General features: G+C 62.5%; 26 protein-coding genes. 6 read left to right on the plus strand and 20 right to left on the minus strand.

Annotated features, from left to right (window positions below):
• Window positions 1-61: 61 nt before the first annotated feature.
• A complete protein-coding gene (gene ilvA / locus APH34_RS15535; protein WP_054901917.1) occupies window positions 62-1,576 on the minus strand; it encodes a threonine ammonia-lyase, biosynthetic in 1,515 nt (504 codons plus the stop codon).
• Between the two features lie 134 nt (window positions 1,577-1,710).
• Here ilvA and rpiA point away from each other — a divergent pair, with 134 nt between their 5' ends.
• On the plus strand, window positions 1,711-2,385 hold the full coding sequence (gene rpiA / locus APH34_RS15540; RefSeq protein ID WP_054901918.1) for a ribose-5-phosphate isomerase RpiA: 675 nt from the start codon (window positions 1,711-1,713) through the stop codon (window positions 2,383-2,385).
• 105 nt (window positions 2,386-2,490) lie between these two features.
• On the opposite strand, the gene APH34_RS15545 is transcribed toward rpiA, so the two are convergent.
• The 4 genes from APH34_RS15545 to APH34_RS15560 form a co-directional block, all read right to left on the minus strand.
• Window positions 2,491-3,393: an SdiA-regulated domain-containing protein gene (locus APH34_RS15545; protein ID WP_054901919.1), complete on the minus strand. Its 903-nt coding sequence runs from the start codon at window positions 3,391-3,393 to the stop codon at window positions 2,491-2,493.
• 87 nt (window positions 3,394-3,480) lie between these two features.
• Window positions 3,481-4,404 carry an SdiA-regulated domain-containing protein gene (locus APH34_RS15550; RefSeq protein ID WP_054901920.1) on the minus strand — a complete coding sequence of 308 codons (924 nt, stop codon included), beginning with the start codon at window positions 4,402-4,404 and terminating at the stop codon, window positions 3,481-3,483.
• 181 nt (window positions 4,405-4,585) lie between these two features.
• Window positions 4,586-5,251, minus strand: coding sequence for a fumarylacetoacetate hydrolase family protein (locus tag APH34_RS15555; protein WP_054901921.1), 666 nt, complete (start codon window positions 5,249-5,251; stop codon window positions 4,586-4,588).
• A 24-nt stretch (window positions 5,252-5,275) separates the two neighbouring features.
• Window positions 5,276-6,673, minus strand: coding sequence for an FAD-binding oxidoreductase (locus APH34_RS15560; protein WP_054901922.1), 1,398 nt, complete (start codon window positions 6,671-6,673; stop codon window positions 5,276-5,278).
• Window positions 6,674-6,844: 171 nt separating this feature from the next.
• Here APH34_RS15560 and serA point away from each other — a divergent pair, with 171 nt between their 5' ends.
• Window positions 6,845-8,074 carry a phosphoglycerate dehydrogenase gene (gene serA / locus APH34_RS15565; RefSeq protein ID WP_054901923.1) on the plus strand — a complete coding sequence of 410 codons (1,230 nt, stop codon included), beginning with the start codon at window positions 6,845-6,847 and terminating at the stop codon, window positions 8,072-8,074.
• 99 nt (window positions 8,075-8,173) lie between these two features.
• On the opposite strand, the gene APH34_RS15570 is transcribed toward serA, so the two are convergent.
• Window positions 8,174-8,650, minus strand: coding sequence for a DUF4399 domain-containing protein (locus APH34_RS15570; RefSeq protein ID WP_054901924.1), 477 nt, complete (start codon window positions 8,648-8,650; stop codon window positions 8,174-8,176).
• A 199-nt stretch (window positions 8,651-8,849) separates the two neighbouring features.
• Between APH34_RS15570 and APH34_RS15575 the strand changes: the two genes are divergently transcribed.
• Complete coding sequence (locus APH34_RS15575; protein ID WP_054901925.1) at window positions 8,850-9,338, plus strand: ABC transporter substrate-binding protein; 489 nt, start codon at window positions 8,850-8,852, stop codon at window positions 9,336-9,338.
• Window positions 9,339-9,390: 52 nt separating this feature from the next.
• Here the strand turns inward: APH34_RS15575 and APH34_RS15580 are convergent, their stop codons facing one another.
• Together APH34_RS15580 and APH34_RS15585 are read right to left on the minus strand one after the other, a co-directional pair.
• The gene (locus APH34_RS15580) at window positions 9,391-9,894 is read right to left on the minus strand and encodes a DUF523 domain-containing protein (RefSeq protein WP_054901926.1); all 504 of its coding nucleotides are present in this window, start codon (window positions 9,892-9,894) and stop codon (window positions 9,391-9,393) included.
• On the minus strand, window positions 9,881-10,516 hold the full coding sequence (locus tag APH34_RS15585) for a 2OG-Fe(II) oxygenase (RefSeq protein ID WP_082422825.1): 636 nt from the start codon (window positions 10,514-10,516) through the stop codon (window positions 9,881-9,883). The genes APH34_RS15580 and APH34_RS15585 overlap by 14 nt, the downstream gene beginning before the upstream one ends.
• 110 nt (window positions 10,517-10,626) lie before the next feature.
• On the opposite strand from APH34_RS15585, the gene APH34_RS15590 reads away from it, so the two are divergent.
• Window positions 10,627-11,379: a DUF2059 domain-containing protein gene (locus APH34_RS15590; RefSeq protein WP_054901927.1), complete on the plus strand. Its 753-nt coding sequence runs from the start codon at window positions 10,627-10,629 to the stop codon at window positions 11,377-11,379.
• On the opposite strand, the gene APH34_RS15595 is transcribed toward APH34_RS15590, so the two are convergent.
• Complete coding sequence (locus APH34_RS15595) at window positions 11,380-12,306, minus strand: alpha/beta hydrolase (protein ID WP_054901928.1); 927 nt, start codon at window positions 12,304-12,306, stop codon at window positions 11,380-11,382.
• A gap of 125 nt (window positions 12,307-12,431) precedes the next feature.
• Between APH34_RS15595 and APH34_RS15600 the strand changes: the two genes are divergently transcribed.
• Window positions 12,432-12,998 (plus strand): DUF6436 domain-containing protein, encoded by a 567-nt coding sequence (locus APH34_RS15600; RefSeq protein WP_054901929.1) that lies wholly within the window; start codon window positions 12,432-12,434, stop codon window positions 12,996-12,998.
• Here APH34_RS15600 and APH34_RS15605 read toward each other — a convergent pair.
• Window positions 12,977-13,543, minus strand: coding sequence for a sugar O-acetyltransferase (locus APH34_RS15605; RefSeq protein ID WP_054901930.1), 567 nt, complete (start codon window positions 13,541-13,543; stop codon window positions 12,977-12,979). The two genes, APH34_RS15600 and APH34_RS15605, sit on opposite strands and share 22 nt — an antisense overlap.
• Before the next feature lie 86 nt (window positions 13,544-13,629).
• On the opposite strand from APH34_RS15605, the gene APH34_RS15610 reads away from it, so the two are divergent.
• Window positions 13,630-15,993 carry a penicillin acylase family protein gene (locus APH34_RS15610; protein ID WP_054901931.1) on the plus strand — a complete coding sequence of 788 codons (2,364 nt, stop codon included), beginning with the start codon at window positions 13,630-13,632 and terminating at the stop codon, window positions 15,991-15,993.
• A gap of 31 nt (window positions 15,994-16,024) precedes the next feature.
• On the opposite strand, the gene APH34_RS15615 is transcribed toward APH34_RS15610, so the two are convergent.
• The 10 genes from APH34_RS15615 to APH34_RS15660 all read right to left on the minus strand — a co-directional run bounded on the left by APH34_RS15615 (window position 16,025) and on the right by APH34_RS15660 (window position 23,954).
• Window positions 16,025-16,897, minus strand: coding sequence for a transporter substrate-binding domain-containing protein (locus APH34_RS15615; protein ID WP_054901932.1), 873 nt, complete (start codon window positions 16,895-16,897; stop codon window positions 16,025-16,027).
• Window positions 16,894-17,667, minus strand: coding sequence for an amino acid ABC transporter ATP-binding protein (locus tag APH34_RS15620; protein WP_054901933.1), 774 nt, complete (start codon window positions 17,665-17,667; stop codon window positions 16,894-16,896). Before APH34_RS15620 ends, APH34_RS15615 begins: the two co-directional genes overlap by 4 nt.
• On the minus strand, window positions 17,664-18,323 hold the full coding sequence (locus APH34_RS15625; protein ID WP_054901934.1) for an amino acid ABC transporter permease: 660 nt from the start codon (window positions 18,321-18,323) through the stop codon (window positions 17,664-17,666). The genes APH34_RS15620 and APH34_RS15625 overlap by 4 nt, the downstream gene beginning before the upstream one ends.
• Window positions 18,304-18,969 carry an amino acid ABC transporter permease gene (locus APH34_RS15630; RefSeq protein ID WP_054901935.1) on the minus strand — a complete coding sequence of 222 codons (666 nt, stop codon included), beginning with the start codon at window positions 18,967-18,969 and terminating at the stop codon, window positions 18,304-18,306. The genes APH34_RS15625 and APH34_RS15630 overlap by 20 nt, the downstream gene beginning before the upstream one ends.
• A gap of 387 nt (window positions 18,970-19,356) precedes the next feature.
• A complete protein-coding gene (locus APH34_RS15635) occupies window positions 19,357-20,142 on the minus strand; it encodes a MetQ/NlpA family ABC transporter substrate-binding protein (RefSeq protein WP_054901936.1) in 786 nt (261 codons plus the stop codon).
• A 176-nt stretch (window positions 20,143-20,318) separates the two neighbouring features.
• Window positions 20,319-21,149, minus strand: a complete 831-nt coding sequence (locus APH34_RS15640) for a sigma 54-interacting transcriptional regulator (protein WP_054901937.1) — start codon at window positions 21,147-21,149, stop codon at window positions 20,319-20,321.
• A 64-nt stretch (window positions 21,150-21,213) separates the two neighbouring features.
• Complete coding sequence (locus tag APH34_RS15645; RefSeq protein ID WP_054901938.1) at window positions 21,214-21,795, minus strand: alpha/beta hydrolase; 582 nt, start codon at window positions 21,793-21,795, stop codon at window positions 21,214-21,216.
• 202 nt (window positions 21,796-21,997) lie between these two features.
• The gene (locus APH34_RS15650) at window positions 21,998-22,399 is read right to left on the minus strand and encodes a biopolymer transporter ExbD (protein ID WP_054901939.1); all 402 of its coding nucleotides are present in this window, start codon (window positions 22,397-22,399) and stop codon (window positions 21,998-22,000) included.
• Window position 22,400: 1 nt separating this feature from the next.
• Window positions 22,401-23,120 carry a MotA/TolQ/ExbB proton channel family protein gene (locus APH34_RS15655; protein WP_054901940.1) on the minus strand — a complete coding sequence of 240 codons (720 nt, stop codon included), beginning with the start codon at window positions 23,118-23,120 and terminating at the stop codon, window positions 22,401-22,403.
• Between the two features lie 39 nt (window positions 23,121-23,159).
• Window positions 23,160-23,954: an energy transducer TonB gene (locus tag APH34_RS15660; protein WP_054901941.1), complete on the minus strand. Its 795-nt coding sequence runs from the start codon at window positions 23,952-23,954 to the stop codon at window positions 23,160-23,162.
• Window positions 23,955-24,235 lie beyond the last annotated feature (281 nt).

A 24,235-nucleotide genomic window follows, 5' to 3' on the forward strand; every position in this document is an offset into this window, starting at 1 on the left:
CATTCGCGTCGGCTCATTCGCGGGCAACCCCGCGAAGCGCCATCCACCCTAGCGTAGCCGCTCAGCCCAGGAACAGCCGATAGGCCGGGTTGTCGGTTTCGTCCCAGTACGGGTAGCCGATCTTCGCCAACGCGGCCGGCACCAGGTGCCGCTCGTCCTCCGGCACCTGCAGCCCTGCCACCACACGCCCATCGGCCGCGCCGTGGTTGCGGTAATGGAACATCGAGATATTCCAGCGCCCACCCAGCTTGTTGAGGAAGTTGAACAAGGCGCCTGGCCGCTCGGGGAATTCGAAGCGCAGCACGATCTCATCGCTGGCACCGGCTGAGTGGCCGCCGACCATATGGCGGATGTGCAGCTTGGCGAGCTCGTTGTCGGTCAGGTCGGTGACAGGGAACCCCTGCTCGGTCAGTTGCTGCACCAGCGCAGCCCGCGGGTCGTTCTCTGGGTGGGTCTGCACGCCGACGAAGATGTGGGCCTCGGCGGAGGTGTGCTTGCGGTAGTTGAATTCGGTGATCTGGCGCTTGCCGATGGCCTCGCAGAAGGCCTTGAAGCTACCGGGGCGCTCAGGGATGGTCACGGCGATGATCGCTTCACGCTTCTCACCCAGCTCGGCCCGCTCGGCCACGTGGCGCAGGCGGTCGAAGTTGACGTTGGCACCCGAGTCGATGGCCACGAGCGTCTGGCCGGTCACACCCTTGAGTTCGACGTACTTCTTGATGCCGGCAACGCCCAGGGCGCCAGCAGGTTCGGTGATCGAGCGGGTATCGTCGTAGATATCCTTGATTGCTGCGCAGATTTCATCGGTGCTGACTGTTACCACCTCATCCACATAGTGCCGGCAGATGTCGAAGGTGTGCTGGCCAATCTGCGCAACGGCCACGCCATCGGCAAACAGCCCAACCTGCGGCAACACCACACGCTCACCTGCGGCCATGGCGGCCTGCAGGCAGTTGGAATCATCCGGCTCGACGCCAATGACCTTGATTTCCGGACGCAGGTATTTCACGTAGGCGGCAATGCCGGCGATCAGGCCACCGCCACCCACCGGCACGAAGATCGCGTCCAGCTGGCCTGGGTGCTGGCGCAGGATTTCCATGGCCACGGTGCCCTGGCCGGCGATGGTGTGGGGGTCGTCATACGGGTGGACATAAACGAAGCCCTTCTCGTCGACCAGCTTCAACGAGTAAGCCAGCGCTTCGGGGAACGAATCGCCATGCAGGACCACTTTGCCCCCCCGTGAGCGCACGCCTTCGACTTTGATTTCCGGGGTGGTCTTGGGCATCACGATGGTTGCCTTGATGCCCATTTCCCGCGCGGCCAGCGCCAGGCCCTGGGCATGGTTGCCGGCCGAGGCGGTGACGACGCCGCGCGCCAGCTCTTGCGGGCTCAGTTGCGCCAGCTTGTTGTACGCGCCACGGATCTTGAAGGAGAACACCGGCTGCAGGTCTTCGCGCTTGAGCAGCACCTGATTGCCCAGGCGCTTGCTCAGTTGCCCGGCGCTTTGCAGTGGGGTTTCGACAGCGACGTCGTAGACGCGCGAGGTGAGGATCTTCTTGACGTACTGTTCGAGCATCGGGAAAGCATCACTGGCCGCGGGACAAGGGCTGCGAGTCTACCCCAGCGCTACGTCGGGCGACCACAGCAAAGCCGCCCGAGCCGTTATACTAGGCTCCTTTGACTATCGCCCTGCCCCTTTCCGGAGCCCGCATGACCCAGGACCAACTCAAACAGGCCGTCGCCCAGGCCGCTGTCGACTTCATTCTGCCCAAGCTGGATGAAAAGAGCGTCGTCGGCGTCGGTACCGGTTCGACCGCCAACTTCTTCATTGACGCCCTGGCCCAGCACAAGACCGCCTTCGACGGCGCGGTCGCCAGCTCCGAGGCCACTGCCCAGCGTCTGAAGGGCCACGGCATCCCGGTCTACGAGCTGAACAGCGTCAGCGAGCTGGAATTCTACGTCGACGGTGCTGACGAAAGCGACGCGCACCTGAATCTGATCAAGGGCGGCGGCGCGGCCCTGACCCGCGAGAAGATCGTCGCGGCCGTGGCCAAGACTTTCATCTGCATCGCCGACGCCAGCAAGCTGGTACCGGTGCTGGGCGCCTTCCCGTTGCCGGTCGAGGTCATCCCGATGGCCCGTAGCCATGTGGCGCGTCAACTGGTCAAGCTGGGCGGCGATCCGGTTTACCGTGAAGGGGTGGTGACCGACAACGGCAACGTAATCTTGGACGTGTACAACCTGCAGATCACCAACCCGGTGGAGCTGGAAGCGCAGATCAATGCGATCGTCGGCGTGGTGACCAATGGCCTGTTTGCGGCGCGGCCCGCGGACCTGCTGCTGCTAGGCACCTCGGACGGCGTGAAGAGCCTCAAGGCCGAGTGATGCCATTCGCGAGCGAGTCCGCTCCCACAAGCGCTGCCCCCCTTTCAGCCCCAGGGGTGTAACTGTGGGTGCGGGCTCGCCCTGCGAAGCGGCCCTCACACCCCGTCAATCAGCCGGCTGCTTGAATACATAAAACAGGTTCGGCTCGCTGACCAAATAAATGGTCCCCGCCTCATCCATCGCGATCCCCTCAGCCTGCGGCACTGTCGCCTTCAACCCCTGAAACCCCTTGCGCAACGACAAGGTACTCAGCGGCCTGCCCTTCACATCCAGCTCCAGCACCAACCGCGATTCATCCGATAACGCCAGCAGATGCCCACTGCGCTCATCGAACTGCAGGCTCGACAGGTCACGCACGAACAACCGCGCATCACGCTTGCGGTCCTGCACTACGTGCACCGCGTAGGGCTGGTCAGGGTTTTCATGGGGGAAGCCATGCACCTCGTAGATCAACATCGGGTCGCGCTCCTTGGCCACGAACAGGCGCTTGCCCGCCGAGTCGTAGGCCAGACCTTCGAAACCTTTGTTGCCGTTCAGGCCGATGCCCAGGGTCAACTGCTCGGCATCACCGGCATCGAGGAACGGCGTATCGTCTTCCAGGTGCACCCGGATCAGACGCTGCTGACGCTCATCGGTGATCACATAGCTGTTGGGGCCAACGTACTCCACGGCTTCCGGGTCACCGAACCCCGTCAGGGGTATGCGCCGCAGGATGCGCCCGTCCAGTGACAGCTCGATCAGCTCCGAGCGGGCATTGGTGACCGTGAAGAGGGTCTTGCGGTCGGGGTCGTAGGTGAGGGCCGAAATATCGTCATCCAGCCCCGTCACGGGCTGCGCCTCGACCACTACCCGATAACGGTCCAGGCCGATGCTCTGTTCTGCCGGCTGCCACCAGCGCTTGAGGTTGAACCAGCCGCGCTCGAACAGGCGGAACTCCTGACCGAACAGGCCCAGCACCAGCAACCCGGCCAGGGCCAGAAGCAGTGGCAGACGAACAAAACGACGCATGACGGAAGACTCGACGTGAGGAGGGCGAATCTAACCACGACTGACTGAAATGAAGCTTAATGCCAGCGTCCGAACAACCTGATAGTGCTACGGATTCTTCTTGAAACGATAGAACAGCGCAGGCTCGCTGACCATGTACAGGTTGCCCTGGTCATCCATGGTCACTCCCTCGGCGCGCGGAATAGTGCTTTTCAGGCCATTGAAGCCACCCAGCAACGTCATGAAGCTGACCTGCTGCCCTTGTTCGTCCAGCTCCAGCAACAGGTTGGAGTCCGCCGACAGCACCAGCAGGTGGCCGGTACGCGGGTCGACGCTCAGTGCCGAGAGGTTGCGCAGGTCGAGTTCGTCATTGGCCAACGCCTGCTTGCCACCCGTGAGCGGGGCGCGGCCATCGGTGTTCCAGGTGTACAGCTTCGGCGGGCGCTCTTCGCCAATCACCAGGCGCTGGCGCATGGGGTCCCAGGCGATGGCCTCGAAGCCTTTGTTGCTCTTCACCGACTGCCCCAAGTCGTGGCTGACGAAGTCCGCATGGTTCAGCGACCGGGTATGCGCATCCACCTTGACCACGGTCAGGTCGTGCAGGCGCTCATCGGTGATGGCCAGTTGGCCATCCTCCAGCACGGCTACGCCCTCGGGGTTGTTCCAGCCCACGAGGGGGATCTGCCTCAGCACATCGCCATCAAGGCTCAGTTCGACCAGGAAAGGGTTCTTGCCCATGACGACGAACAATGTACGGGTCTGCGGGTTGAACGCTACGTCCGAGGCTTCGTCATCGGCCATGCCCGGCAGCGGCTTGGCATCGATATCGACTTGATAGTCCGGTAGCCACACGCTCTCGCTACGCTCGGCGCTGCTTTCAAAGCCTTCCTTTATCCACAGCAGGCCACGGTCATCCCAGTGCATGGCCACCGCCACGCCATAACCGATCACCGCCGCCACGGCGAGGCCGAAGGGCCAACGCAGGTAGAAGCGGCGCTTGGGTGATGCTGGGACGGTGGAAGGAGATGGCATGCAGGAGGTTCCCGAGGAAATTGCTGAGACTCGCGCATTATCCGGATGGGTTGTGAAAAAACAGTAAAGCGCTCAAGCGCTTCGCGGGTAAATCCGTCCCACAGGTACCACGGTGCCTTCAAGCGCAGCGCAGTATCGGGGCGAGCGAATTTACCCGCGTTGCGGGCGACGCGGTCTCAGCTCAGAGTACGCGGCTTTCGAAGCGGCTCGCGCCGGGCAGTTCCAGTACCAGCTCATCGCCCACGGTGAACGGGCCAACGCCGGCAGGGGTGCCGGTGAGGATCACATCGCCCGCCTGCAGCGAGAAATGCGCTGCAATGTACTGAATCATCGGCACGATCGGGTTCAGCATCATCGCGCTGTTGCCGTCCTGGCGCACTTGGCCGTTGACCGTCAGGCGCACCGGTATGTCGGTCACGTCCTCGAAGCTGGCAGGCGACACGAACGGCGGCAATACGCAGGCACCGTCAAAGCACTTGGCCAGCTCCCACGGCAGGCCCTTCTCTTTCAGCTTGGCCTGCACGTCGCGCAGGGTCAGGTCCAGCGCCGGGGCATAACCGGAAATGGCATCGAGCACCTCTTCCTCGCTCGGATGGGTCGACAGCGGCTTGCCCAGCAGCACGGCAATCTCGGCCTCATAGTGCACCGAACCACGCTCGACCGGGATTTTGAAGCCGCCTTCGGCCGGCACCACGCAACTGCCCGGCTTGATGAACAGCAGCGGCTCGCTGGGAATGGGGTTGTTCAGTTCCTTGGCATGCTCGGCATAGTTACGGCCAATGCACACCACCTTGCCCAATGGGTAGTGGATACGCGTGCCGTCTACGTACTGGTGCTGGTAACTCATGGCCGACTCCTCTGATCACTGCTTTTATTCAGGAGCGAAGATCTTACCCGGATTCATGATGCCGTTAGGGTCGAAGACGGCCTTAATTGCCTTCATGCAGGCAATTTCATCTGCCGAGCGGCTGTAACCCAGGTAGTCGCGCTTGGTCATGCCCACGCCGTGCTCGGCTGAGATCGAGCCGTTGTAGCGCTGGACGATCTCGAACACCCATTTGTTGACCTTGGCGCACGAGGCGAAGAAATCATCCTTGCTCATGTGATCAGGCTTGAGGATGTTCAGGTGCAGGTTGCCGTCGCCGATGTGGCCGTACCAGACCACTTCGTAGTCCGGGTAGTGCGTGTTCACGATGGCGTCGATGTCGCGCAGGAACGCCGGCACCTTGGAAACAGTGACGGAGATGTCATTCTTGTAAGGCGTCCAGTGGGAGATGGTTTCCGACAGGTACTCACGCAGCTTCCACAGGTTTTTCAGCTGGGTTTCGCTCTGGCTCATCACCCCGTCCAGCACCCAGCCCTGTTCGACACAGTGCTCGAAGGTGGCCAACGCTTCATTGGCCACCGCCTCGGTACTGGCCTCGAACTCCAGCAAGGCATAGAACGGGCAGTCGGTAGCGAAGGGCGAGGGCACGTCGCCTCGGGCCATGATCTTGGCCAGGCCCTTGTCGGAGAAGAACTCGAATGCAGTCAGGTCGAGCTTGCCCTGAAACGCATGCAGCACCGGCATGATCGAATCGAAATCCGGCGTGCCCAACACCATTGCAGTGAGGTTGCGCGGGGCACGGTCCAGGCGCATGGTCGCTTCGACCACGAAGCCCAGGGTGCCTTCGGCCCCAATGAACAACTGGCGCAGGTCGTAGCCGGTGGCGTTCTTGATCAGGTCTTTATTGAGCTCGAGCAGCTCGCCTTTACCGGTGACCACCTTCAGGCCGGCCACCCAGTTGCGGGTCATGCCGTAGCGAATCACCTTGATGCCCCCGGCATTGGTGCCGATGTTGCCGCCAATCTGACTGGAGCCGCTGGAGGCGAAATCCACGGGGTAATACAGCCCCTGCTCTTCGGCGAACGTCTGCAACTGGCGCGTGATGACGCCGGGCTGGCAGACCACGGTGCGGTCGAAGGCATTGAAGCCAAGAATCTGGTTCATGTAGTCAAAAGCCACGACCACCTCGCCGTTGGCCGCCACGGCACCCGCGGACAGCCCGGTACGGCCCCCGGAAGGCACCAGCGCAACCTGATGGCGATTGGCCCACCCCACGATGGCCTGCACCTGCTCGATGCTCCTGGGGAACACAATGGCGGTGGGCGCCGGCGGATAGTGCTTGGTCCAGTCCTTGCCATAGGCCTCCAGGGAAGCCGCGTCAGTCAGGACCTTGCCAGGGTCGACCAACGTCATCAGTTCATCAATTACCGCGGGGTGGGTCATCGCTGGAACTCTCGACTTATTCATAGTCACCCTGAGCACTCTTCACCTGTCGGGATAAGCTCAGATTGTGTCGCGTATGCTAGCATAGCGCTCCCGCTGTTCATGCTAAGGCCGACGCCGCGCCTAGCATCACTCCTCGCCATTTTTTCTCCGGGATACAGGTTTACGCAGATGAGCAAGACTTCTCTCGACAAGAGCAAGATCAGGTTCCTTCTTCTTGAAGGTGTGCACCAGAATGCGGTCGATACCCTCAAGGCCGCTGGGTACACCAACATCGAGTACCTCACTGGCTCACTGCCGGAAGCAGAACTCAAGGAAAAGATCGCTGATGCCCACTTCATCGGCATCCGTTCGCGTACCCAACTGACCGAAGAGATCTTCGACTGCGCCAAGAAACTGGTCGCCGTCGGCTGCTTCTGCATCGGCACCAACCAGGTCGACCTCGAAGCGGCCCGCGAGCGCGGCATCGCGGTGTTCAACGCGCCGTACTCCAACACCCGTTCGGTCGCCGAGCTGGTACTGGCCGAGGCCATCCTGCTACTGCGCGGCATCCCCGAGAAAAACGCCTCCTGCCACCGTGGCGGCTGGATCAAGAGCGCGGCCAACTCCTTCGAGATCCGTGGCAAGAAGCTGGGCATCGTCGGCTACGGCTCGATCGGTACCCAACTGTCGGTCCTGGCCGAGAGCCTGGGCATGCAGGTGTACTTCTTCGACCCGCTGACCAAGCTGCCACTGGGCAATGCCGTGCAGGTCACCAGCCTGAACGAACTGCTGGGCCTGGCCGACATCGTCTCGCTGCACGTGCCTGAGCTGCCATCCACCCAGTGGATGATCGGCGAGAAGGAAATCCGTGCGATGAAGAAAGGCGCGATCCTGATCAACGCTGCCCGTGGCACCGTCGTCGAACTGGACCACCTGGCCGCTGCGATCAAGGACAAGCACCTGATCGGCGCCGCCATCGACGTATTCCCCGTCGAGCCGCGCTCCAACGACGAAGAGTTCGAAAGCCCGCTGCGCGGCCTGGACAACGTGATCCTGACCCCGCACATCGGCGGTTCCACCGCCGAAGCCCAGGCCAACATCGGCCTGGAAGTGGCCGAGAAGCTGGTCAAGTACAGCGACAACGGTACCTCGGTGTCGTCGGTCAACTTCCCGGAAGTCGCCCTGCCGGCACACCCGGGCAAGCACCGCCTGCTGCACATCCACGAAAACATTCCGGGCGTGCTCAGCGAGATCAACAAGGTCTTCGCCGAAAACGGTATCAACATCTCGGGCCAGTTCCTGCAGACCAACGAGAAAGTCGGCTACGTGGTCATCGACGTCGATGCCGAGTACTCCGACCTGGCGCAAGAGAAGCTGCAGCACGTCAAGGGCACCATCCGCTCGCGCGTACTGTTCTGAGCGTGATCGCTGAATGAAAAGGGAGGCCCTGGTGGCCTCCCTTTTCGTTTGCCAACTCCAAAGGTGGATCTTCGCAGGCAACCCGCGAAGCAACCGAGCCTATTTCACCTCAACGGTGATCTTCTTCGATTCAACGCTCGGCTTGAACGGCACGTGGTACTGGTCGCCCAGCACCAGCTGCAAAGTATGCTTGCCCGGCGTCAGGGTCAGGGTGGCTTCGGTCTGTGCCTTGCCGAAGTGCAGGACTTGCGGGCCGGCAGGCAGCGGTGCGTTGTTCTCTGGCATCAGGCTGGTGGGCAGCGGCTGGTCGGCAACAGGCTCTTGATCCACATCCACCAGCAGGTGGTGATGGCCTGTGTGCGGGGTCTGGTCGCCGGCGGGCTTGAGCGCCATGCCCTCGATACCGAACTTGACGGTGAAGGTCTTGTCGACCGTGGCACCGTCGGCGGGGGAAACGATGAAGACCTTGGCATCCTTGGGCGGCTGCTGGCTCTTGAGGGCATCCGCAGCACTGGCCAGCACCGACGCTCCCATCAGCACACCGGCAATGGCAGCACGCGAAAATAGGCTATTCATTCACTTCTCCTGTGATTCACTTAAAGACCGCAACCGGTAAACGAACGGCGGCGGTACTTCACCATAGCCCACAAAGAGAAATATTTCAGTTAGGGTTAAACCTCGCCAAGGCTTGAAGGTCATAGGCTGCGCCCGACCGTGACGAAGGAACAAAGTCGCGGCGGAAGTTATTCATTTGCCAAAGAAAAAGGGGCATCACATGCGTTCGACCATAGGCGTACTGCTGGCAGTACTGATCACTCCATTGGCTCAAGCCGAGCTGATAGACGAAATCGCCGACCGGGGCGAACTGCGCATTGCCGTTCAGGCCGACAACTCACCGTACGCCTTCAAGGAAAACGACCATCTGACCGGGTTCGAAATTGAGTTCGGCCAGGAACTGGCCAAGGAGTTGGACCTGCGTGCCGAATTCATCGAAACAGCGGCCGCAGACGCGCTGCCAGGCGTACAGAGCGGCACCTACGACATCACCCTGACCCCTGCCGACGACGCGCCGAAGGCTGATACGCCGTTCGATCTCAGCCAGCCGTTCGGTGAGAAGAAACTGGTGATCCCGTTCCAGAAGGGCAACCCGGCGTTCGAAAGCGCAGTGAACAATGCGCTGCAACGGCTCAAGGACAGCGGGCGCACCGCTGAACTTGAGCAAAAGTGGTTCAAAGGCGCGCAGGAGACGGCTGCCGAGCAGTAGTACCGATTGGCGCGCTTTGCGGGTTAGCGGTGGGGCCGGGGCCGGCGCAGCATCAGGCTGAAAAACCAGCCAACGCCTGCTCCGCCTCTTCCAACTCCAGCTCGCTGAACACCAGCACCCCTTCGCGCCGCAGCAACGCGGTGGTCACCCCTTCCCCCGGCACCTTTACCCCGGAAAAGGTGCCATCGTAAGTCAGTCGGTTGCCACACGACGGGCTGCCGGCCTTGAGCACCGCCACCCGAATGCCATGGCGGCGCACCAGTGCCAACGCCAAGTTGGCCCCGGCAAGAAACGCCGCACTGACATCCTCACCCGTCACCGTCAGCACCTGCGCCGCGCCATCAAGCACCTCGCCACCCTGCCCACCCGGGATCTCTGCGGCCGGACGCGGTGTCGGCAAGCCACCGGCCACTTCAGGGCATAGCGGCACGACACGCCCCTCAGCCTGCCAATGCCGCAAACGGTCAGGGTGCCCGCTGGCGCGTCCGTCATAACGCACCGGCTGGCCCAACAGGCAGGCACTGACCAGCACCTTCGGCAGTTCAGAACAGGTCATTGCCACGCCGCCGAAACCAGCCAGTCAGGGACAACCGCTCGCGCCCGGCCGGCAACACTTCATGAGGGACCTCTGCGGACAAAAACACCACCAGGCAGCCTGCCACCGGCTGCACGTCGTGCTCAGTATCGTTTTTCAGGAACATGCGCAACTGCCCTCCATCCTGCGGCTGCCATTCTTCGTTGAGGTAAAGCACTGCCGAAACCATCCGCCGGTCATCGTCACGAAAGCGGTCCAGGTGCCGGCGATAGACCGCCCCCGGCGGGTACAGGGCGAAATGGCATTCGAAGTCTTCCAGGCCCAGAAACAGACCCTGGTTGATGGCCAGGCGTAACTGATCCATGGCCTGTAGATAGTCGTCGCAGGCCTGAGCCTGGCCCGGATCGATCCACTGGATCTGGTCGCCACGGATCGCCTCGCGCACCTCCTGGGCAACACCGCGCCCAACCCCGGCGGGGTTGAGCTGGCCTTCGGCATCGCGGCGCCGACACTCGGCCGCCAGTGCGCGCACCAGTTCAGCAGGCAGAAAAAAAGCCTGCTGCGACCAGCCACGCAGGGCCAAGTCGTCGACAACGGCAGAAAGCATCGGGTTTTCAGGGGATATGTGCATGGCGCGCATCATATCCATTAGCCTTGCACTCGCACAGCGCCACTTGGCCGAGAAACACGCGGATATCTCGACAAACCAGCGCCGAGCCAAGGACAATAGCCCCCTGCCGACAGGAGTCCTGAATGCGCCGTCTGTTTTCCCTGCTTCTGCTGATGATCTGCACCATGCCTGTCTGGGCAGACAGCCTTGATCAACTGTACAAGGCCGCCGGCTGGCCCGACCAGCGCGCCCATTTCAACGATGCCGTGAGCGCTGCCCAACAGCGCTACCGCAACAGCCTGCCGCCTGCGGTTTATCAGGCGCTGGTCAACAACAGCAATCAGCGCTTCCAGGCCCAGGCCATGGACCGCCGTGCCCAGGCGCAACTGCGCAGCGCGCTGCCCAATCCGGCGCCGGCGCTGGCGTTCTTCCAATCGCCGCTGGGCCGCAAGATCGTCGCTGCCGAACTGCTGGCCACACGCAAGGACCAGTTGGCCAAGAACGCCAAAGGCCTGCCGAAAATACAGGCCAGCGATAACCGCCTGCTGATCGTCGGCCACTTGGCCCAGGCCCTGCCGGCCCGGGAAGCCGGCGCCGAGGTCAGCCTGGCGATTGCCGGGGTGGCGGCCGACAGCCTCAGCTCGATGATCCCCGGGTTATTCGGCGGCGGCCAGGCCCAGGGCCTGCTCGACGGCCAGCGCCAGCGGTTGATGAACCAGATTGGCGAAGACCTCAACAACACCTTGCTGTACGTCTACCGCGACCTGTCCGATGCCGAGCTCGAAGAATTCGCCACCTTCGCCGAATCGCCGGAAGGCAAGGCGTATTACCAGGCCGCCGTGGCGGCCGTGCGCGCCGGGTTGGCGGTCGGCCAGAGCGGCGCAGACCTCAAGTGATCAGCGCAATCGCTGGTCGATGAAGTCGAAATAGCGCTGCCGAATACCCGGTAGTTCGTTGGCCAGGTGGTGGCGGGCGTCAGGTAGCAGGAGTATCTGCGGCTCGCTGAACTTGGCCTTGAGCACCTTGAGGTTGTAAGGCCAATCCACCGTGCCATCCGCCTCGCCCTGCACGATCAGCGGCCGGCGTGTACTGCACGGCGCAGCCTCGATACGTTTGACCCAGGCCATCAGCGCACCGACCCAGGCCGTCGGCAGGCGCCGCGGTTGCAGCGGATCGGCTTCCAGGAACGGCAGGAAAGCAGGGTCGTTGGTGTTTTCACTGAATCGCCGTTCGATGCCATTGACGAAATGGCGCAGCACTCGATAGCTGAACTTCGACCACAACCAGGCGCGGGGGCGCACCAGCGGTGCCAGCAGGATCACCTGGCCGTCGACCGGGCTCTGCGCCCCGCGATGCAGCAGGTGATCGACAGCGATAGCACCACCGGTACTCTGCCCACACAGATGCCACGGGCGTGGCAGGTCAAGGCCAAGTGCCTGCTCGAACAGGGCATCGAGTACCTGCTGGTACAGCGCGAAATCACGGATACTGGCGCGCTCGCCGCTGGACAGGCCATGGCCGGGCAGGTCACAGCTGATGACCGCATAGCCCAGCTTGAGCGCCCATTCGATCACATGCCGATACAAGCCCATGTGGTCGTAGTAGCCGTGCAGCACAAACAAGGTCGCAACGGGCCGCTCAGGCAGCCAGACCTGCCCCACCAGGTCAAAGCCAGCCGCCTGGAAGCCGCCGAGCCAGCTGTGTGACGACAGGGCCAGGCCATAGAAGCGCTGGTAGTCTTGCGCCTGTGCAGACAAGGGCTGGCGGGCGCCAAGGGGCGCGAGGCTGGCGCGTAGGCGGTCGGGGTGAAAAGCAGCAGGCATCAGGTACATCCAAAGCGGAGCGAGTATTGATCTGGGATATTCAGCTCTTGGCACCATCGTGGCAAGCTTGAGTACTTTCTTGCCTGGAACCGGCGATCAGGCCAGCCAATCAACAGCGGGTTTTCATGCAGAAACCAATCAAACGGATACTCATGGCGACTGCGGCGCTGCTCTGTGCCGCCGTACTCTGGTGGGCCTACGCCGGCTTCCAGTCCCGCTACCTGCGCCCGTTCGACAACCAGACCACCCTGTTCGACGGTAGCCAACTGCGCCTGCCCGCCGCCCTCGCCGGCCCAGGCCCGATCCGCGTGGTGCACTTCTGGGACCCAGCCTGCCCGTGCAACGTGGGCAACCAGCAGCACCTGGGCGAGCTGGTCAGCCACTTCGCAGGCGAAGGGGTAACCTTCCACGTCGTGCAAAAGCCCGGCAGCCATGGGCAACTGCCCGCCAACCTGAGCAGCCTGCAGCCCATCGCTGACCTGCCTGGCAGCGCACACCTGCCCGCCTCCCCCGCCGTGGCGATCTGGGACCGCCAGGGCCACCTCGCCTACTTCGGCCCCTACAGCGAAGGTGCGGTGTGCAATGCCAGCAACAGCTTCGTCGAGCCAATCCTCAGGGCGCTGCTCGACGGCCGTCGGGTCACCGCATCCAACACCTTGGCGGTGGGCTGCTATTGCCCCTGGACCGACTGACGCACCCGCGCCGGATTACCCACCACCACCGCGCCCGCCGGCACATCGCGGGTCACCACACTGCCCGCGCCGACCACAGCGTTATCGCCAATGGTCACCCCCGGCAGGATGATCGCCGCCCCACCTATCCACACGTTGTTGCCGATGGTGACCGGTCGCCCACTTTCCAGCCCGGTACGCCGGACCTCTGGGTCGAGCGGATGGTCGGCGGTATAGATTTGCACCGCCGGACCAATCTGGCAGTCGTCGCCGATGTGTACCGGCAATACGTCGAGGATCACGCAGTTGAAATTCATGAACGTATTGCGGCCGACGCGGATGTTGTAGCCGTAGTCGCAATAGAACGGCGGGCGGATCACCGTGCCTTCGCCGACATGCCCGAAGTGCTCGGCGAGCAAGCCGTTGCGCGCCTCGTTGAGCAGCTCGAAGCTGGTGTTGTAGCGCTGCATCCAGTGCTTGTTGGCGATCTGCTCGGCCTGCAGCTCGGGGCAGCTGGCATGGTAAAGCTGGCCGCTGAGCATTTTCTGTTTTTCGCTGAGGGACATGGAAACTCCTATCGGGGGCTATGCTCTGTTCGCGAATCCGTCGATGATCGGACCACAGTTTCCGCTCGAATGCACAAGGAGTCTCGATGAAGCGCAGCCTCACCCTGCTGGCCGTGGTGGTCGCCGTGGCCGCCGGCGCCGGATACTGGTACGTGCACGGCAAACTGCCGCAGCGTGAGGGCGAGGTAGCCATCGCCGGCCTGCAGGCCCCGGTCAGCGTGCGCTATGACCGGCGCGGTGTACCGCACCTGCAGGCGCAGAACGAACAGGACCTGTACCGCGCCCTGGGCTACGTGCATGCCCAGGACCGGCTGTTCCAGATGGAAATCATGCGCCGCCTGGCCCGGGGCGAACTGGCCGAGGTGCTGGGCGACAAGTTGCTGCCAACCGATACCCTGTTCCGCAGCTTGCGCATCCGCGATCAGGCGGCACTGATGGTCCAGCGCCAGGACCGCCAGGGTCACGCCTGGCAGGCCCTGCAAGCCTATCTGGATGGCATCAACGCCTGGCAGGCCAGCCACCCCAAGCCGCTGGAATTCGACCTCATCGGTATCACCCCCAGGCCGTTTACCGCTGAAGATACCCTGAGTATCGCCGGTTACCTGGCCTACAGCTTCGCCGCCGCCTTTCGCACTGAGCCTGCGCTGACCTACATCCGCGATCAGCTCGGCCCCCAGTACCTGACCCTTTTCGACCTCGACTGGCAGCCCGACGGCGCCCTCGGCAGGCCGCTGGCAGCTGCCGATTGGCAGAGCCTCGAAGCCCTGGCCCGCCTCAGCCACGAGGCATTGGGCGAAGCCGGCATCCCGCAGTTCGAGGGCAGCAACGCCTGGGCCGTGGCCGGTAGCCGCACCCGCAGTGGCAAACCCCTGCTCGCTGGCGATCCGCACATCAGCTTTGCCGTCCCGGCCGTCTGGTACGAAGCCGAACTCTCGGCCCCCGGCTTCAACCTGTATGGCTACTTCCAGGCGCTCAACCCGTTTGCGCTGCTTGGGCACAACCGCGAATTCGGCTGGAGCCTGACCATGTTCCAGAACGATGATGTCGACCTGATCGCAGAAAAGACCAACCCCGCCAACAGCGACCAGGTGATGGTCGACGGCCAATGGCAAACACTGGAACAGACCGAGCAGACAATTGCGGTCAAAGGCGAACAACCGGTCACTATCAGCCTGCGTCGTTCACCCCACGGGCCAATCGTCAACGAGGTACTCGGCGCCACCGCAGGCACCACACCCATCGCCATGTGGTGGGCGTTTCTGGAAACCGAGAACCCGATCCTGGAAGGTTTTTATCAGCTCAACCGCGCCGATACCCTGACCAAGATGCGCGAAGCGACGGCCAAGGTGCAGGCGCCAGGGCTCAACTTTGTCTGGGCCAACGCCCGGGGCGATATCGGATGGTGGGCAGCCGCGCAGTTACCGATCCGGCCGGCGGGGGTAAACCCGGCCTTCATCCTCGATGGCTCCAGCCCACAGGCCGACAAACTCGGCTTCTACCCGTTCAGCGTCAACCCGCACCAAGAGAACCCGGCGAGCGGCTACATCGTCTCGGCCAATTACCAGCCGCCCGCAGCGGTGGCGATTCCGGGTTACTACAACCTGCCTGACCGTGGCCGCCAGTTGGACCGGCACCTGTCCGCACCCGAGGTGAAATGGGACACCCAGAACAGCCAGGCCCTGCAACTGGATACGGCCAGTGACTATGGCCCACGTACCCTGGCGCCGTTGCTGGGGACCTTGCGCAACATCGCCCAGGGGGATGAAGAGCAGGAGCTGGTCGAGCAACTGGCCGCCTGGCGCGGGGATTACCCACTGGATTCCACCAGCGCCACGCTGTTCAACCAGTTTCTCTACGAACTGGCCTATGCCGCCTTGCATGACGAGTTGGGCGATACCTGGTTCCCGGTGTTGCTCAGCACCCGCATCATCGACGCCGCACTGCCCCGTCTGGCGGCCGACGCTCAGTCGCCATGGTGGAGCACGCGGGGCAGTAACGAACGGACCGACCGTACCGCCATCGTGCGCATCGCCTGGCAAAAGACCCTCAAGCACCTGCGTGACACCTTCGGCAAGGACCCGGCCAGCTGGCAGTGGGGCAAGGCCCATACCCTGACCCATAACCATCCACTGGGCGTTAAAAAGCCGCTGAACCTGCTGTTCAATGTCGGGCCATTTGCCGCGCCCGGCACCCATGAGGTGCCGAACAACTTGTCGGCGAAGATCGGGCCAGCGCCGTGGCCTGTGAATTATGGGCCCTCGACCCGCCGGCTGATCGACTTTGCCGATGCCGGGCAGGCGTTGACCAGCAACCCCGTGGGCCAGAGTGGCGTGCCGTTCGACACGCACTATGCGGATCAGGCCGAAGGTTATATCGAGGGCCGGTACCAACGGGCACAAATGGGCGTCATTCCCGCCCACAGTACCCTGCGCCTGGTACCGGCGCAGTGAAGCGGGCCGCGTCGCGGCCCCGGTTTTACGCTCAGCCCTGCCACTTACCGCCTTCGACAATCACGCTCTCAGGCTTGGTGTCATCGCTCAGTTCCTTGCGCACGTACTGGTCATACAGCTTGAGCAGGAACTTCTCCTCGCCCAGTTTGGCCAGTTCGGCGTTTACCCAGTCACGCAGCTCGGTATTGCCTTTCTTCACAGCTGGCGCGATCGGTGCCTCTTCGCCCAGCAGTTGCGGCAGCACGCGGTAGCCCGGGTTCTGCTTGGCCCAGCTGAACAGGATCAGGTTGTCCTGCGCGTAGGCATCGCCACGGCCGTTGGCCAGCGCTTGCAGTGACTCACTGTTCTTCTCGAACTTGAGCAGCTTCCAGTCTGGGTGGTTCTTGGTCAGCCAGATGTCGGCGGTGGTACCGGTGGTGACGATAATGGTCTTGTCGGCCAGGTCGTCGAGCTTCTGTACCGGGCTGCCATCGGCAACGATGGCCTGCACGGCCACGCGCAGGTTGGGGTTGGTGAAGTCCACCGCCTCCTTGCGTTCCGGGGTCACGGTCATGTTGGCAAGGATCAGGTCGACCTTGTCGCTTTGCAGGAACGGGATACGGCTGGCCGGCTCGACGGCGACGAACTCCACCTTGTTCTCGTCACCCAGCAGGTCCTTGGCCAGGCGACGGCCAATGTCGGTGTCAAAGCCTACGTAGCGGCCGCTCTCGTCCACGAAGCCGAAGGGTGGCTTGTCGGTGAACACGCCGACAATCAGCTTGTCCCGCGCCTTGATGGTTTCCAGGTAGCTGGTGGCTGGCGATGAGGCGGCCGGCTTGGGTGGCTCGTCAGCCTTGTTGCAGCCGGCCAGCAAGGCCAGGCCGAACAGCGGCGCCAGCAGTTTGGTAAGGGGGGCAGTTTTCATGACAGTTCCTTATGCAGTGTCTTGGGCAGGCTTTCGACGAAGGAGAATTTGTCCAGAAACTGCTGCGCACGTGCGGTCCGCGGTTGGCTGAAGAAGCTCTCGGGGTCGCTCTGTTCAAGGATCCTGCCGGCCTCCATGAACACGATGCGGTCGGCCACCGCGCGAGCGAAGGCCATTTCGTGAGTGACGATTAGCAGGGTCATGCCATCGCGGGCCAGGCCCTGGATCACTTGCAGCACTTCCTTGACCATCTCCGGGTCGAGCGCTGCGGTAACCTCGTCGAACAGCATCACCTGTGGGTTCATGCACAGCGACCGCACGATGGCGATACGCTGTTGCTGGCCGCCAGACAGCTGGCGCGGGAAGGCATCCCGTTTGTCCAGCAGGCCGACCCTGGCCAGCAGGGCCTCAGCCTGGGCCTGCGCTTCGGCGCGTTGGCGCTTTTGCACCTTGAGCGGCCCGAGCAGCAGGTTGTCGATCACACTCATGTGGCCGAACAGGTGATAGCTCTGGAATACCATGCCCACTCGCTGACGCACCTGGCGCCAGTCGGTGCCAGGTGCGAGCAGCTCCTGGCCGTCCAGGCGCAGATGGCCGCTATGCGCCTGCTCCAGGCCGTTCAGGCAGCGCAGTAAGGTGCTCTTGCCGCAGCCACTGGGGCCGAGGATCACCACCACCTCACCGGTGCGGACCTTGAGGTCGACCTCGGCGAGCACCTGGTGCTCGCCAAAATACTTGTTGAAACCCTGGAATTCTATGAGTGCAGTCATGAGTGGGCCCAGCGGCGCTCCAGCACGCGCGAGGCGGCGGACAGCGGATAGCAGACGATGAAAAAGAACAGGAACAGCACGCCATAGATCAGCACCGATTCGTAGGTGCGTTCGATGATCTGCTGGCCCGCCTTGATGACCTCGACCACACCGATCAGCACCGCCAGCGAGCTGGTCTTGATGATCCGCGTGTAGATGTTGATGGTCGGGGGAGTCATACGTTTGAGCGCCTGGGGCAGCAATACATAGCCATACAGCTGGCTGCTGGACAGGCCGATCGACAACCCCGCTTCACGCTGACCGCGCGGCAACGATTGCAGTGCGCCACGCACCACTTCGCCAACCTCACTCGCGCCCCATAACCCGAGCACCAGTACCGCGCACCAGAAGCTGGGAATACTTACGGCAAAGAAGATCGGCAACCCGAAAAACACCAGGTACAGCCAGACCAGCACCGGTATGGCCCGAAACAGCTCAAGGTAGACTTGCAGGGCGATGTTCACCACACGGTTGCCAAGCGTGGCCAGCACACCATAGAGCACGCCGCCAAGGGTGGCGAACAGAATGCCCAGGGCCGAAATGGCCAGGGTCTGTGCTGCGCCCTTGGCCAGTATCGGCAACGACAGCAGGAGCAGCTCAGGAGCCGAACTGGCCATGTTGCAGCCTCCTTTCCAGGTAGCGCAGCAGCAACGACAGCGGCAGGAACAACAGCACGCAGAGCAGCGTCAGCACAGCGAGCATTTCGTAGGTCTTGTAGTACAGGGCGATGTAGTTCTTGGTCGTGTAGAGGATCTCGGGCACTGCAACGGCCGACACCACGGTGGTTTCCTTGAGCAGGAAAATGAAGTTGGCGAACAGCGCCGGCAGGCTGAGGATGCCAGCCTGGGGCAGGATCACGTGACGCAGCAGTTGGCCCTCGGACAGGCCAATGGAGCGTCCGGACTCCAGTTGTGCCCGCGGCACCGCCTCGACGCCAGCACGCAGGACTTCGGTGAGATAGGCACCGCCCATGAAAGTCATGGTGATGATCGCTGCGGCGAACCCGGATACTTTCAGGCCAAGGCTGGGCAAGGCGAAGTAGACGAGGAACAGCTGGATCAGCAACGGCGTGTTGCGAGCGAGCTCGACATAGCCTTTGACCAGGCGCCACAGGTACGGCGTGCGTAGCACCAGGATCGTGGCATTGAACAGGGCTACCAGCATCGAGGTGGCAATGGCGATCAGGCCTACCTGCAGGGTAACGCCCACTGCTTTGAGAAACGCCGGCAAGGTACTGAGCATGAAGGCGGTATCGAAGGTCATGGGCAAACCCTCTGCACAGGGGTTGGAAAATACGGCATGGGGAATATCTGAAGTGTGCACAGTGCACGATCAGTAGACTCTAAAGGTATAAAAAACTTTTCATAAATACCTTTATTGCATATTGATATCACTGAAACTTTCTTGCCGGTGCTCTCTCCAAACGTTTTACAACGCAACGTGCCAGCCCATCGCAATGCACATAGGACGACAAGGATGAACAGCCCCTGCTCGACTGATTCCAATGAACAGATTCTGTGGTTGATGGCGTTACGCCGCGCGCTGGCTACCCAGCGCTGAAGAGGGTGGCTTTGCCCGCGAACAGGCCGGCCACAAAAAAACGCCGGCGCAAATGCGCCGGCGTTTTTCATACATGCTCAAGCAAAACCATCAGAACGCCGGCAGTACCGCGCCCTGGTATTTCTTGGCGATGAATTCCTTCACCTGCGGGCTGGTCAGCGCCTTGGCCAGCTTCTGGATGGCATCGCTGTTCTTGTTGTCCGGACGTGCTACCAGGAAGTTCACGTAAGGCGAGTCGCTGCCTTCGATCACCAGCGCATCCTTGGCCGGGTTCAGGCCGGCTTCCAGTGCGTAGTTGGTGTTGATCAGGTCCAGGTCGACCTGGTCCAGCACGCGCGGCAGCATGGCCGATTCCAGCTCACGGAACTTCAGCTTCTTCGGGTTCTCGGCGATGTCTTTCGGCGTTGCCAAGGCGTTTTTCGGGTCTTTCAGGGTGATCAGGCCAGCCTTCTGCAGCAGGAGCAGGGCACGGCCGCTGTTGCTGCCTTCGTTAGGAATGGCAACGGTAGCGCCTTCCTTGAGTTCGCTCAGGTTCTTGACCTTTTTCGAGTAGCCACCGAATGGTTCGACGTGCACGCCGATCACGGTTTCCAGGTGGGTGCCCTTGCCTTCGTTGAAGTTCTGCAGGTACGGCAGGGTCTGGAAGTAGTTGGCGTCCAGGCGCTTCTGGTCAACCTGCACATTAGGCTGTACGTAGTCGGTGAAGACCTTGATCTCCAGGTCCACGCCTTCTTTGGCCAGGGTCGGCTTGATCAGCTCGAGGATTTCAGCGTGTGGCACCGGGGTGGCGGCAACGACCAGTTTCTCGGCGGCGGTAGCCAGGCCTGCGAACGACAGGGCGGCGGCCAGGGCAGTGGTCAGCAAAGTCTTCTTCATGGTGATCCTTGTTCTGATGCTGGGCCATCGTCGATGGCAAAGTCGGTTGCCCAACCGGTTCACCGGTGGGCGTGAGGCGGAAGATACCGAGATTTTTTATTCCGCAACAATACCTTTTGATTCGCTTCTTATTCCAAAAACAAATTGCCATTACGGAATTTGCTTATGAGCGCTGTCTAGCTCGCGGTATTGGGTAAATCCAGGTCCTGCGGCAGGATCTCTTCACTGTCGTTGACCAGCAAGGCGAAGTGGATGATGTTCTCCAGTTCGCGGGTATTGCCTGGCCAGGCATGGGCCTCCAGCGCATGCTGCGCGGCTTCGCTGATCAGCGGCACCGAGCGCTGCAGGCGCACGCTGTAGATACCCACGAAGTATTCGGCCAGGGGCAGGATATCCCCCGGGCGCTCACGCAGGGGGGGCAGTTCCAGCGCGCCTTCGCGCAGGTACTGGTACAAGCGCTCGTTGAACCTGCCGGCCTTCACCACCCGCGCCAGGTCGATGCTGGTCGCGGCCACCAACCGCACGTCCACGGCCTGGGGCTGCTGCGCGCCCACCCGGGTGACTTCGCGATTTTCCAGCGCCGCCAGCAACTTGCCCTGGATGGCCAGCGGCAAGTCGGCGATCTCGTCCAGGTACAAGGTGCCGCCGTTGGCCGAACCGAACCAACCCGCCCGGCTGCTGGCGGTACCGCCCTGGGTGCCTGCGCTGTAGCCAAACAACTCAGCATCGGCGTAGGTAGGGCTGATGGCCGCGCAGTTGACCGAGACAAACAGCCCCGCCCGGTCACTGGCACGGTGAATCTGCCGTGCCAGCAGCTCCTTGCCCGTACCGGTTTCACCGCGGATCAGCACGGGCAGCGGTTGCGGCGCCAGCCGTTCGAGCGCCTGACGCAACTGCTGCGAGCGCGGGTCGATGAACACCAGGGCCTTGGCACGGATGCTCAGTGGGCTCTTGTCCAGCTCAGGGAAGGTCAGCAATGGCTGGCCAAACGGGTTTTGAAAAGTCATGACGAACTCCCGCCCCAGGCCTCTGCAGGCCGGGCGTCAGGCAAACGGTAAACAGAAGCGTCGATCAGGCGCGGCGCAGTGCGCGCTGCTCGACCCGGCTTTGCAGGCGATACAGGTAGGCAAACCCCTGCTCCCAGCGTTCATGCCCCGACTTGACGTTGATGTGCCCGGCATTGCTCAGCACCCCCGCTTCAGCGCCCCAGGCCTGCGCCAGGTAGAGCGCGCGGGGCACGGTGACTGCCGGGTCGTTGTCAGAGCTGACCACTTGGCTGGGGAACGGCAGGGCCTGCTGCGGGATCGGCGCAAAGTTGCGCAAGGCAGGTGCGCAGGTCGGCCGCTCGACGTCGGCCGGGGCCACCAGCAGCGCCCCACGTACCCGGCGCAGCAAGGCCGGGCTGGCCTGAGCGGCCCAATGGGCCACCGTGATGCAACCCAGGCTGTGGGCGATGAGGATGACCGGTGAACGTTCAGCGGCGATCGCCTGCTCCAGCGCCTGTACCCAGTCGTGGCGCTGCGGGGTCAGCCAGTCCTGCTGCTCGACCCGGGCGCTGTTGGGCAAGCTGCGCTGCCAGTGACTCTGCCAATGGTTGTCTGGCGATCCTTGCCAGCCCGGCACAATCAGGTAACGAATCGACTCATTGCGCATGGGGACGCCTCCGTAAGTTTGCGTGCTTGGAGGTCAGTATAGGGGGGGAGTTATATTCGTAAAGGAATAAGAAGCTATTTATTAATAACCGCAAGGCACAAGCTGAGAAGGGGCTTGGTTACCCGAAGGCTGAACCAAAAAAAGGGCCACCCCCTGCCAAGAGATGTGGCCCATAAGCACTTGCCTGAAGAGGATTGGTCGATCAGCGTGCGGTGATCACCGCCAGTTTGCTGATGCCGGCACGTTCGATCGCAGCCATGGCGCGCGCCACTTCGCCGTAGTTCACACCATCGTCGGCCTGCAGTTGCACGCGGACTTCCGCGTCCTTGTCCTTGGCCGCCTTGAGGTTGGTTTCCAGCAGGTCGGGCTGGATCTCGTCCTTGTTGATGAACAACTTGCCAGCGCCATCGATGCTGACCACCAGCGGATCTTTCTGCTCCACCGGGGCCACCGCCTCGGTCTTGGGCAGGTTGATCGGGATGGCGTTGGTCAGCAGGGGGGCGGTGACGATGAACACCACCAGCAGCACCAGCATGACGTCCACCAAAGGCGTGACGTTGATCTCGCTGAGGACTTCGTCGCTGTCCTGGGTCGAAAAGGCCATATCAGGATGCCTCCTTCACCGGCTGGGTGAAGCCGGCCTGGGCCTTGTGCACGGCAGGGTGCACCAGCACGCGGAAGGCACTCTTCTGCGCCAGGCTGTAGAAGTCGTGGGCAAAGTCATCGAGGTCGGCCGCGGTCAGCTTCAAACGGCGCAGGAAGTAGTTGTAGACCAGCACGGCCGGGACCGCGACGGCGATACCCACGCCGGTGGCGACCAGGGCGGCACCGATCGGCCCGGCGACGGTTTCCAGGCTGGCCGAACCCGCCGCGCTGATGCCCTTGAGCGCTTCCATGATGCCCCACACGGTGCCGAACAGGCCGATGAAGGGCGAGGTGCTGCCGATACTGGCCACCACGGCCAGGCCGGTTTCCAGCGAGCGGCGCTCACGCACGATCTGCTGGCGCAGGGCGCGTTCGAGGCGGTCCTGATGGTTGATCGCCTGGCTCAAGTCGCCGGCCTGGGTGTCGCCAACGGCAATGGCGGCATAGCCAGACTGCGCAACGCGGGCTGCCGGGCCAGGCAACTCGTGGCTGATTTCCGCTGCCGAATCCAGGCTTGATGCCGCCCAGAACTGCTGATGGAAGCGCTTGTCCTGGTTTTTCAGCCGCACGAACTGCACGACTTTGACCAGGGCCAGACCCCAGGTCACGACAGAGAAACCGACCAGCAGCCAGATGACTGCGCTTTCAACGGATTCGAGAGGGGATGCCAACAGGCTCATGATGATGTCTTCCTATGTTCTGCTGTTTTTGCAAAAGAGTTAGCGAAGCTTGAAATCGATCGGCACGCTGACCCAGCCGGCCTGGGGCACATCGCCCTGCTTGGCAGGCACGAAGCTCCAGCGCTTGACCGCAGCCAGGGCGGCGGCGTCGAGGGCATCGCGACCGCTGCTTTTCTGAATCTGGATCTGCCCCGGTTTGCCGCTGGGCAGTACCTCGACCCGCAGCAGCACAGTGCCTTCCCACCCGCGGCGCTGGGCCATCTGCGGGTACTCCGGCGCCGGGTTTTTCAGGTACGCGGCGTTGGCCGAAGGCGGCGTTACCGGCGCCGGCGCGGGTGGCGCAGGTGCTGCGGGAGCGGCCACAGGCGCGGGTGTGGGCGGTGGCGCTTCGACCGGCTTGGGCTGTGGTTTGGGCTGTTGCTTGACCACGGGCTTTGGCACCGGTTTGGGCTTGGGCTTTGGCTTGGCCGCCAGTTCGTCCACCACCGGCGGTGGTGGCTCTACCACCGGCGGGGCCGGTGCAGGCGGCGGCGGTTCCACCACCGGCGGCGCCGGGGCAGCGAACTCGATGGTCATGGGGGGAACCTGTGGTGGCACCACCGGCAGCTCAGGCGTCGGTGCCTGGCTGACCCAGTAGGCGGCGGCACCGTGCAAGGCCAGCACCAGCAGGCCCAACGCCAGCTTGTCGCGGCGCTTGAGGCCGCTGACCGGGGTGCGCTGCAGGCGCAACTGGCCCAGTGGCAGGCGTAGCGTCCGTCCAAGCTCGACCAGGTCACCCGGTGCCGGGCGCCATGGCTGGTCGTAGGCCCTGACGGCCGTCTGGACATTACCCATTGATCAAACTCCTGGGGTTCTTGATTCAGGTGTGTGGCTGAATCATCGGTGCCAGAGGCTTATCTCTTAAAGTAATGTTTAAAATTAATGTTAGATCAATTTATTATATATTTTCTAAGCGTTCGCTTGCAGCCCGCGTGATTCGCGGGGTGTAGCGCGGGCGAGCAAAGGCCATGCTTAACAGGCATATAAAATATTCGTGCAAGGCATCAAAAAGCAGCAGGGACGCGCCCTCGATCAAGCCGGCTCCCAGGCCTTTCGGCAGCCCCCGCAACCCAACA

Source organism: Pseudomonas sp. NBRC 111131 (assembly GCF_001320525.1).
Classification (GTDB): Bacteria; Pseudomonadota; Gammaproteobacteria; order Pseudomonadales; family Pseudomonadaceae; genus Aquipseudomonas; species Aquipseudomonas ceruminis.

Bases quoted from the DNA above. Each gene is read 5' to 3' on its own strand.
- serA (WP_054901923.1), top strand. From the start codon at position 6,845: ATGAGCAAGACTTCTCTCGACAAGAGCAAGATCAGGTTCCTTCTTCTT.
- ilvA (WP_054901917.1), bottom strand. From the start codon at position 1,576: ATGCTCGAACAGTACGTCAAGAAGATCCTCACCTCGCGCGTCTACGAC.
- APH34_RS15560 (WP_054901922.1), bottom strand. From the start codon at position 6,673: ATGACCCACCCCGCGGTAATTGATGAACTGATGACGTTGGTCGACCCT.
- APH34_RS15635 (WP_054901936.1), bottom strand. From the start codon at position 20,142: ATGAAGAAGACTTTGCTGACCACTGCCCTGGCCGCCGCCCTGTCGTTC.
- APH34_RS15580 (WP_054901926.1), bottom strand. From the start codon at position 9,894: ATGACCTGTTCTGAACTGCCGAAGGTGCTGGTCAGTGCCTGCCTGTTG.
- APH34_RS15610 (WP_054901931.1), top strand. From the start codon at position 13,630: ATGAAGCGCAGCCTCACCCTGCTGGCCGTGGTGGTCGCCGTGGCCGCC.
- APH34_RS15630 (WP_054901935.1), bottom strand. From the start codon at position 18,969: ATGACCTTCGATACCGCCTTCATGCTCAGTACCTTGCCGGCGTTTCTC.
- APH34_RS15590 (WP_054901927.1), top strand. From the start codon at position 10,627: ATGCGCCGTCTGTTTTCCCTGCTTCTGCTGATGATCTGCACCATGCCT.
- APH34_RS15555 (WP_054901921.1), bottom strand. From the start codon at position 5,251: ATGAGTTACCAGCACCAGTACGTAGACGGCACGCGTATCCACTACCCA.
- APH34_RS15660 (WP_054901941.1), bottom strand. From the start codon at position 23,954: ATGGGTAATGTCCAGACGGCCGTCAGGGCCTACGACCAGCCATGGCGC.
- APH34_RS15575 (WP_054901925.1), top strand. From the start codon at position 8,850: ATGCGTTCGACCATAGGCGTACTGCTGGCAGTACTGATCACTCCATTG.
- APH34_RS15550 (WP_054901920.1), bottom strand. From the start codon at position 4,404: ATGCCATCTCCTTCCACCGTCCCAGCATCACCCAAGCGCCGCTTCTAC.
- APH34_RS15615 (WP_054901932.1), bottom strand. From the start codon at position 16,897: ATGAAAACTGCCCCCCTTACCAAACTGCTGGCGCCGCTGTTCGGCCTG.
- APH34_RS15605 (WP_054901930.1), bottom strand. From the start codon at position 13,543: ATGTCCCTCAGCGAAAAACAGAAAATGCTCAGCGGCCAGCTTTACCAT.
- APH34_RS15620 (WP_054901933.1), bottom strand. From the start codon at position 17,667: ATGACTGCACTCATAGAATTCCAGGGTTTCAACAAGTATTTTGGCGAG.
- APH34_RS15585 (WP_082422825.1), bottom strand. From the start codon at position 10,516: ATGATGCGCGCCATGCACATATCCCCTGAAAACCCGATGCTTTCTGCC.
- APH34_RS15595 (WP_054901928.1), bottom strand. From the start codon at position 12,306: ATGCCTGCTGCTTTTCACCCCGACCGCCTACGCGCCAGCCTCGCGCCC.
- APH34_RS15570 (WP_054901924.1), bottom strand. From the start codon at position 8,650: ATGAATAGCCTATTTTCGCGTGCTGCCATTGCCGGTGTGCTGATGGGA.
- APH34_RS15545 (WP_054901919.1), bottom strand. From the start codon at position 3,393: ATGCGTCGTTTTGTTCGTCTGCCACTGCTTCTGGCCCTGGCCGGGTTG.
- APH34_RS15655 (WP_054901940.1), bottom strand. From the start codon at position 23,120: ATGAGCCTGTTGGCATCCCCTCTCGAATCCGTTGAAAGCGCAGTCATC.
- APH34_RS15650 (WP_054901939.1), bottom strand. From the start codon at position 22,399: ATGGCCTTTTCGACCCAGGACAGCGACGAAGTCCTCAGCGAGATCAAC.
- APH34_RS15645 (WP_054901938.1), bottom strand. From the start codon at position 21,795: ATGCGCAATGAGTCGATTCGTTACCTGATTGTGCCGGGCTGGCAAGGA.
- APH34_RS15600 (WP_054901929.1), top strand. From the start codon at position 12,432: ATGCAGAAACCAATCAAACGGATACTCATGGCGACTGCGGCGCTGCTC.
- APH34_RS15640 (WP_054901937.1), bottom strand. From the start codon at position 21,149: ATGACTTTTCAAAACCCGTTTGGCCAGCCATTGCTGACCTTCCCTGAG.
- APH34_RS15625 (WP_054901934.1), bottom strand. From the start codon at position 18,323: ATGGCCAGTTCGGCTCCTGAGCTGCTCCTGCTGTCGTTGCCGATACTG.
- rpiA (WP_054901918.1), top strand. From the start codon at position 1,711: ATGACCCAGGACCAACTCAAACAGGCCGTCGCCCAGGCCGCTGTCGAC.